The sequence below is a fragment of the Microbacterium sp. CPCC 204701 genome, assembly GCF_004010105.1.
Taxonomy (GTDB): Bacteria; Actinomycetota; Actinomycetes; order Actinomycetales; family Microbacteriaceae; genus Microbacterium.
In genome coordinates this window covers 1-5,600 of the sequence record NZ_RRYE01000199.1, presented here as the reverse complement: position 1 = coordinate 5,600, position 5,600 = coordinate 1, and the positions used below count along the sequence as shown (strand labels likewise).

5 protein-coding genes and 1 pseudogene are annotated in these 5,600 nt (G+C 70.1%); 1 reads left to right on the top strand and 5 read right to left on the bottom strand.

Annotation, left to right across the window (positions count from 1 at the left end):
* The 4 genes and pseudogenes from EIO58_RS11735 to lepA all read right to left on the bottom strand — a co-directional run.
* Window positions 1-260 (bottom strand): annotated as a pseudogene (locus EIO58_RS11735) (heat-inducible transcriptional repressor HrcA); the annotation flags it as partial.
* A gap of 98 nt (window positions 261-358) precedes the next feature.
* Window positions 359-1,579 (bottom strand): radical SAM family heme chaperone HemW, encoded by a 1,221-nt coding sequence (hemW, locus tag EIO58_RS11730; RefSeq protein ID WP_127819700.1) that lies wholly within the window; start codon window positions 1,577-1,579, stop codon window positions 359-361.
* A 7-nt stretch (window positions 1,580-1,586) separates the two neighbouring features.
* Window positions 1,587-2,237 carry a DUF1990 family protein gene (locus EIO58_RS11725; protein WP_127819699.1) on the bottom strand — a complete coding sequence of 217 codons (651 nt, stop codon included), beginning with the start codon at window positions 2,235-2,237 and terminating at the stop codon, window positions 1,587-1,589.
* Between the two features lie 10 nt (window positions 2,238-2,247).
* Window positions 2,248-4,113, bottom strand: coding sequence for a translation elongation factor 4 (lepA, locus tag EIO58_RS11720; RefSeq protein WP_127819698.1), 1,866 nt, complete (start codon window positions 4,111-4,113; stop codon window positions 2,248-2,250).
* Between the two features lie 65 nt (window positions 4,114-4,178).
* Here lepA and EIO58_RS11715 point away from each other — a divergent pair, with 65 nt between their 5' ends.
* Window positions 4,179-4,916: an alpha/beta fold hydrolase gene (locus EIO58_RS11715; protein WP_127819697.1), complete on the top strand. Its 738-nt coding sequence runs from the start codon at window positions 4,179-4,181 to the stop codon at window positions 4,914-4,916.
* On the opposite strand, the gene EIO58_RS11710 is transcribed toward EIO58_RS11715, so the two are convergent.
* On the bottom strand, window positions 4,876-5,600 hold a 725-nt coding region (locus EIO58_RS11710; protein ID WP_127819696.1), incomplete at its 5' end, for an MFS transporter. The two genes, EIO58_RS11715 and EIO58_RS11710, sit on opposite strands and share 41 nt — an antisense overlap.

The following is a 5,600-nucleotide window of genomic DNA, read 5'->3' as shown; positions in this document are numbered from 1 at the left end:
GCGGGCGTGAGAGGGCGGAGCTCGGCCAGGTGGTCGACGAACACGCGGTACCCCTTGTCGGTGGGAACGCGACCGGACGAGGTGTGCGGCGCCGCGATGAGGTCCTCGTCCTCCAGCAGCGCCATGTCGTTGCGGATCGTCGCCGCCGACACGCCGAACGCGTGCCGTTCGACGATCGCCTTGCTGCCGACCGGCTCGCGCGTGTCGACGTAGTCCTGGACGATCGCCCGCAGCACCTCGAGCCCGCGTTCGCTGACCATCCCGCCTCCTCACGCTGCTTCCGGCGCCAGAGTTCTGGCACTCGCATGACTGGAGTGCCAATTCTACCGGATCGGCTGCTCGTCGGCCGTGAGGCGCGTCACCGCGTGAGCGCCCGCACCACTGCGTCGGCCAGCAGGCGCCCTCGACGCGTCAGCACCACCCTGCCGCCGCGGACGGCGGCGGAGCCGTCGACCAGGCCGTCCGCGATGAGCGCAGCGACGGCCTGACGCGCTGGGCCGCGCAGCTCGGAGACGGGAAGGCCCTCACGGATGCGGGTGCGCAGCAGGACGCTCTCGAGGGCGCGGGCCGCGGCATCCGGCGTCTCCTTCGCGGCAGCGGGCGACTCCCCCGCATGCAGCCGCTGCGCATACGCCGCGGGATGCTTCACGTTCCAGAACCGCACGCCGGCGATGTGACTGTGCGCGCCGGGACCGAACCCCCACCAGTCGGCGCCGGTCCAGTAGGCGAGGTTGTGGCGTGAGCGGTGCGCGTCGTCGCGAGCCCAGTTCGACACTTCGTACCAGTGGTACCCGGCACCATCGAGCAGGTCGTCGGCCAGCTCGTACATGTCGGCCTGCAGATCGTCGTCGGGAGCGGCGACCTCGCCGCGGCGGATCTGGCGCGCGAGCTTCGTGCCGTCCTCGATGATGAGCGCGTACGCCGACACGTGGTCCGGCTCCAGGGCGATCGCCGCCTCGAGCGAGGCGCGCCAGTCCTCGAGCGACTCACCGGGCGCGCCGTAGATCAGGTCGACGCTGAGGTCGAGTCCGGCACCGCGCGCGGCGCGCACCGCAGTCTCGACGTTCGCAGGGTCATGAGTGCGGTCCAGTGTCGCGAGCACGTGCGGCACAGCGGACTGCATGCCGATCGACAGGCGCGTCACGCCCGCTGCCGCGAGCTCGCCGGCGACCGCGTCTGTGACGGTGTCGGGATTCGCCTCGACGGTGATCTCGGCCCCGTGAGCCAGCCCGAACGCCTCGCGGACGCTCCCGAGCATGCGCGCCAGGTCGCCGGGCGGCAGCAGCGTCGGCGTGCCGCCGCCGAAGAACACCGTCGAGGCCGGGCGGTTGCCGCCCGCCCGCGCGAGCACGCCCTCGGCCAGCCGCACCTCCCGCATCAGCGTGTCGGCGTACTCGTCCTGGCGTGCCCCGCGCAGCTCGGACGACGTGTACGTGTTGAAGTCGCAGTACCCGCAGCGCACGCGGCAGAACGGGACGTGCAGGTACACCCCGAAGTCGGTCGCCGCGTCCACCCGCACGTCGGGAGGGAGCGAGCCGTCTGCCGGCACGGGCTCGCCCCGCGGAAGCGCCGAGCCCATCAGGGCCTCACGCGGGCGTCGTGTACAGCGGCGAGATCGCGCGCAGGTAGCGGGTGAACAGCTCCCGACGCCGCCGACGGGTCAGCGCGGGCAGCATCCGGTACAGCACCGCGCGCGGCGCGTCGAAGGCCCGCACCGTGAACCACACCTCGTCGTTGTCGAGCCAGTCCAGCATGAACGACTCCTCGCCGCTGACGACGGAATCGCTCACGGTGCCGAGCGCGAACCCGACGCGGCGCGGCTCCTCGACAGCGAAGATGACCCGAAGCTCGGCATCCGCACGCATGCCCTTCACCCGGCCGTCGACGCGGATCGTGGTGCCGGGGCCGACGTACGGGGTGCCGTCGGCGTCGAACCGCTGCTCGGCCTCGGAGCGGCTCGGTGCGATCGGGTTGCCCTCCGCGTCGAAGCTCACGCCCGAGTACATGGGGCCGGCGGCCGGACGCACGTCTTTGACCATGAGGCCCGCTCCGCGCTGTGCCGTCCACGACAGCAGCGCCTCGCTCGCGGCGCGGAAGCGGGTCTGGCCGCTGCCGATCCGCCACGACTCCTCCGCCGGCAGGCTGCGCTCGGGCGGGTAGTGCATGAGGTCCGGCGCCTGGGTTGCCCCGACGGCGGCGTAGTCGACGGTATCGTCCCGGAAGCTTCCTCGACGCATGAGAACCAGCCTACTTCGAGGCTTTCCCCTCCACGTCGCCCGACAGCGCGGCGATGAACGCCTCCTGGGGGACCTCCACGCGGCCGACCATCTTCATGCGCTTCTTGCCCTCCTTCTGCTTCTCGAGGAGCTTTCGCTTTCGCGTGATGTCACCGCCGTAGCACTTGGCGAGCACGTCCTTGCGCATGGCGCGGATGTTCTCACGGGCGATGATGCGCGCGCCGATCGCGGCCTGGATCGGCACCTCGAACTGCTGACGAGGGATGAGTTTTCGCAGCCGCTCCGTCATCATCGTGCCGTAGGCGTACGCCTTCTCGCGGTGCACGATCGAGCTGAACGCGTCGACCTTGTCGCCCTGCAGCAGGATGTCGACCTTCACGAGGTCGGCCTCCTGGCTGCCTGCGGGCTCGTAGTCGAGACTGGCATAGCCCTGCGTGCGGCTCTTGAGCTGGTCGAAGAAGTCGAACACGATCTCGCCGAGCGGCATGTTGTAGCGAAGCTCGACCCGCTCCTCGCTGAAGTACTCCATGCCGAGCAGCTGCCCGCGCCGCGACTGGCACAGTTCCATCACGGTGCCGACGTAGTCCTTGGGCGTGAGGATCGCCGCCTTCACGACAGGCTCGCTCACCGACGCGACGCGGCCGTCCGGGTACTCGCTCGGGTTGGTGACCGTGACGGTCTCGCCGGTGTCGGTCGTGACCTCGTAGATCACCGACGGCGCGGTCGTGATGAGGTCGAGGTCGAACTCGCGCGCGAGACGCTCCGTGATGATCTCGAGGTGCAGCAGCCCGAGGAACCCGCAGCGGAACCCGAAGCCCAGGGCGACCGACGTCTCGGGCTCGTACTGCAGCGACGCGTCCGACAGCTTCAGCTTGTCGAGCGCTTCGCGCAGGTCGCCGTAGTCGCTGCCGTCGATCGGGTAGACACCGGAGAACACCATCGGCTTGGGGTCGGTGTACCCCGCGAGCGCCTCCGAGGCGGGCTTGCGCGCGTTCGTGACGGTGTCGCCGACCTTGGACTGGCGGACGTCCTTGACGCCGGTGATGAGGTAGCCCACCTCGCCCACGCCGAGTCCCCTCGTCGGGATCGGCTCTGGGTTCGACACGCCGATCTCGAGAAGCTCGTGGGTCGCCCTGGTCGACATCATCTGGATGCGCTCGCGCGGCTCGAGCTTGCCGTCGACCATGCGGACGTACGTCACGACGCCCCGGTACGAGTCGTACACGGAGTCGAAGATCATGGCCCGGGCGGGGGCATCCGCATCCCCCTTCGGCGCCGGGATCTCGCCGACGATGCGGTCCAGCAGCTCCTCGACGCCTTGCCCCGTCTTGCCCGACACCCGCAGCACGTCGTCGGGCGATCCGCCGATGAGGCCTGCCAGCTCGGCCGCGAACTTGTCGGGGTCGGCTGCCGGCAGGTCGATCTTGTTGAGCACCGGGATGATGTGCAGGTCGTTCTCGAGGGCCAGGTACAGGTTGGCGAGCGTCTGCGCCTCGATCCCCTGCGCAGCGTCGACGAGCAGGATCGCTCCCTCGCACGCAGCGAGGGAGCGGCTGACTTCGTACGTGAAGTCGACGTGACCGGGAGTGTCGATCATGTTGAGCGCAAAGACCTGATCCGGGTCCTGAGCCTGCCGAAGGCCCCACGGCATCCGCACCGCCTGCGACTTGATCGTGATGCCGCGCTCGCGCTCGATGTCCATGCGGTCGAGGTACTGCGCGCGCATGTCACGGTCGGAGACCACCCCTGTGATCTGCAGCATGCGGTCGGCCAGCGTGGACTTGCCGTGGTCGATGTGGGCGATGATGCAGAAGTTGCGGATCAGCTCAGGAGGGGTCGCGGACGGCTCGAGAGGCTTCAGGGCGCGCGGTGACATGTCCAGACGATTGTACGGGTGCCGGATGCGGCCGACCTCCGCGCAGCCGCCGCTACTCTGGGCGCATGGCGGTCCAGGTCGTCCTCGTCCACGGCATCCGGACCTCCGCCACGATGTGGCGATCGCAGGTCGAGTACCTCCGGCAGCGCGGGAATCCGGTGGTCGCCGTCGATCTGCCGGGCCATGGGTCGCGCATGGCCGAGGAGTACACGCTCGACGGCGCGTTCGCCACCATCGACGAGGCGGTGACGGATGCCGCGACGCGAGGTCCGGTGCTCCTCGCCGGGCACTCGATGGGCGGTCTCGTCTCGATGGAGTACGTCGGCAGGGAGGACCGTCCTCCGGTGGCGGGCTTCGTCGCCGCCTCATGCACCGCCATCCCACGCGGGGTGGGGCTCGCGGCGTACCGCCTCCTCACACGCGGCTTCGACTCGCTCCCCGACCGCGGACTGTGGCTCACCCGCCAGATGCTGTACCGCACCCTGCCTCCCGAGACCGTGGAGGACTTCGCGGCCGGCGGGTACGCGTTCGACACGCAGCACCTGGCGATGCGCAGCCTGTCGGTGCTCGACCTGCTCTCGGCGCTGCGCCGGATCCAGGTGCCCGTGTGGTTCGTGAACGGTCAGTACGACCAGCTCCGCGTCAATGAGAGGCTGTTCGTGCGAGTCGCCCGGCACGCCGAGCTGATCGTCGTCCCACGGACGAGCCATCTCGTCAGCGCGATGCGCCCGAAGGCCTTCAACGCCGTTCTGAACCTCGCGATCACGACGCTCGAACGGGAGTCCTCACCGCGAGGTACATGAGGGCGCCGACGGCTGAGATGACGGCGGATGCCGCGAACAGCAGCCAGAAGCCTCCCACGAGCGCGACGAGGCCGGCGCCGACGAGCGGTCCGAGCAGCTGGCCGAGATTGGTGGAGACCGTGACGAGGCCGAGGTCGCGGGCGTGGTCGTCCTCGTTCGGGAGCAGGTCGGTCGCGAGCGCGAGCCCGACGGTGCTGAACGCGCCGTACCCGACCCCGAGGAGCGCGGCCGCGACCATCGTCACCTCGAACGTCGGGGCGATCGCGATGAGGACGGCGGCCGCCGCCTGGACGAGCCCCGAGCCGACGATGAGACCACGCCGACGTCCGGTCCGGTCGGAGTAGCGACCGCCGACGATCGAAACCGCCACCACGAACACGGTGTAGACGACGATCAGGAGCAGCAGCCCCTCCTCGGCCGCCGCAGTCTCCTGGTCCAGCCCGTAGAGCAGGAAGAACAGCAGCAGTCCCGTGCCGAGTGCGTTGCCGATGTTCACGGCGAGCCGGCCCCAGAGCATGAAGGCGAAGTCCCGGTCGCGGAGGACGGCGAGACGTGCGGCGCGTCGCGGACGCGCCGTCCTGGTCGGCGGGGTCGGGGCGAGCGGCTGCGGGTCGGGCAGGAGCACCGCGGTCAGCGTGCCGCCGATCGCGACGACGCCCGCGAGCAGCAGGTAGCCGTCGGCCA

What these genes read in the sequence shown, in the direction of transcription:
- EIO58_RS11725 (WP_127819699.1), bottom strand. Translation starts at nt 2,237, where the DNA reads ATGCGTCGAGGAAGCTTCCGGGACGATACCGTCGACTACGCCGCCGTC.
- hemW (WP_127819700.1), bottom strand. Translation starts at nt 1,579, where the DNA reads ATGGGCTCGGCGCTTCCGCGGGGCGAGCCCGTGCCGGCAGACGGCTCG.
- lepA (WP_127819698.1), bottom strand. Translation starts at nt 4,113, where the DNA reads ATGTCACCGCGCGCCCTGAAGCCTCTCGAGCCGTCCGCGACCCCTCCT.
- EIO58_RS11715 (WP_127819697.1), top strand. Translation starts at nt 4,179, where the DNA reads ATGGCGGTCCAGGTCGTCCTCGTCCACGGCATCCGGACCTCCGCCACG.